The sequence below is a fragment of the Portibacter marinus genome (genome assembly GCF_021533195.1).
Taxonomy (GTDB): domain Bacteria; phylum Bacteroidota; class Bacteroidia; order Chitinophagales; family Saprospiraceae; genus Portibacter; species Portibacter marinus.
The window spans coordinates 1-2,103 of sequence record NZ_JAJNKB010000046.1 but is presented as its reverse complement, the minus strand read 5'-3'; the positions used below and the strand labels follow the sequence as shown (position 1 = coordinate 2,103).

Genomic DNA, 2,103 nt, shown 5'->3' with positions numbered 1-2,103 from the left:
TACCATCCACATCTTCTACCGGATTACCGTTTTCATCCGTCAGACTTACGGTTACTCCTCCGATGCCTTCTTCTCCATCATCCTGTATGCCATCTGCATCGGCATCTAACCATACATAATCTCCGATACTTGCTGACTCGTATAGTCCCGCATCCAAATCATCATTGGTCTCACCACTGGTTAAAGTCACCACTTCAGTCATGCCACCCATCGCTGGATCTGCATCACTATCGGTTGCTTCATCACCACTAGCATTGAGTGGACTATATTCGCTACCCGCTGGTAATACAAACTGTACACTATAATCTCCAGGAGCTAATCCTGTAAATGCATAAGATCCATCTGATCCCGTTGTTGTACTCGCAATCACATCTCCGTTTACATCTTTCAAATTAACGGTCACCCCTTCGATTCCTTGTTCTCCATTATCCTGAACTCCATCTGCATCTGTATCCAACCATACAAAATCTCCGATGCTTGCAGGGGTGTACAGACCTGCATCCAAATCATTATTGGTCTGACCACTGGTCAAGGTCACCACTTCAGTCATGCCACCCATCGATGGATCTGCATCACTATCATTAGCTTCATTTCCTCCCTGATTAACAGGACTAAATACTCGCCCTAAAGGCAAAACAAACTGTACACTATATGTACCGGGTGTTAAGCCTGTAAATTCATATTTTCCAACCCCATTAGTACTGGTTGTGCTAATGGTGTTGCCATTTTCATCTTTAAGGTTTACTGTAACATTCGCTACAGCAATCTCGCCCGGATCTTGAATACCATTTCCATTGTCATCCAAGAAAACAAAATCTCCAATACTTGCAGGTGCATAGAATCCTGCATCGATCGTAGGATCATTTTCTCCAGATTCCAGATTAACCACTGGACTTTCTCCTGTTGTTTCATCAGCATCACTGTCTTTACTATCATCTCCTCCCTGATTCGAAGGACTTGATTGTAAACCTTCAGGTGTTTCAAATACAACAATATAATCTCCAGGAACAAGATTGGTAAATTCATAAAAGCCACTTCCATTAGTTTGAACTGCTGCTACTACATTACCATCCACATCTTCTACCGGATTACCGTTTTCATCCGTCAGACTTACGGTTACTCCTCCGATGCCTTCTTCTCCATCATCCTGTATGCCATCTGCATCGGCATCTAACCATACATAATCTCCGATACTTGCTGGCTCGTATAGTCCCGCATCCAAATCATCATTGGTCTCACCACTTGCCAATGTCACCACTTCTGTCATACCGGCCATCGCTGGATCCGCATCACTGTCCGTAGCTTCATTTCCACTAGCATTCAATGGACTATATTCGCTACCCGCTGGTAATACGAACTGCACACTATAATCTCCAGGAGCTAATCCTGTAAATTCATACGATCCATCCGCTTCAGTGGTTGTACTCGCAATCACATCTCCGTTTTCATCTTTCAAATTAACGGCCACCCCTTCGATTCCTTCTTCTCCAGCATCCTGAACTCCATCTGCATCTGTATCCAACCATACAAAATCTCCGATGCTTGCAGGGGTGTACAGACCTGCATCCAAATCATTATTGGTCTGACCACTGGTCAAGGTCACCACTTCAGTCATGCCACCCATCGATGGATCTGCATCACTATCATTAGCTTCATCACCACTTGCATTCAATGGACTGAAAGTATTATTAGCCGGTAAGACAAATTGTACACTGTAATCTCCGGGTGTTAAGCCTGTAAATTCATACGATCCATCTGATCCCGTTGTCGTACTCGCAATCACATTTCCATTCTCATCTTTTAAGTTAACGGTCACTCCCTCTACACCTTCCTCTCCATCATCCTGTACTCCGTCTCCGTCTTCATCCAACCATACAAAATCTCCGATACTTGCTGGTTCGTAAAGTCCTGCATCCAAATCATCATTGGTCTGACCACTGACAAGAGTCACCACTTCAGTCATGCCACTCATCGCTGGATCTGCATCACTATCGGTTGCTTCATCACCACTAGCATTCAGTGGGCTATACTCGCTTCCCAATGGCAGCACAAATTGGACACTGTAATCTCCAGGAGTCAATCCTGTAAATTCATATGAGCCAT

The 2,103-nt window shown here is 44.3% G+C and carries 1 protein-coding gene; it reads right to left on the bottom strand.

From position 1 onward, the window contains the following. Positions 1–2,103, bottom strand: a 2,103-nt coding sequence (locus tag L2567_RS20800; protein WP_235299793.1) for an SdrD B-like domain-containing protein, incomplete at both ends; no start/stop codon positions are given.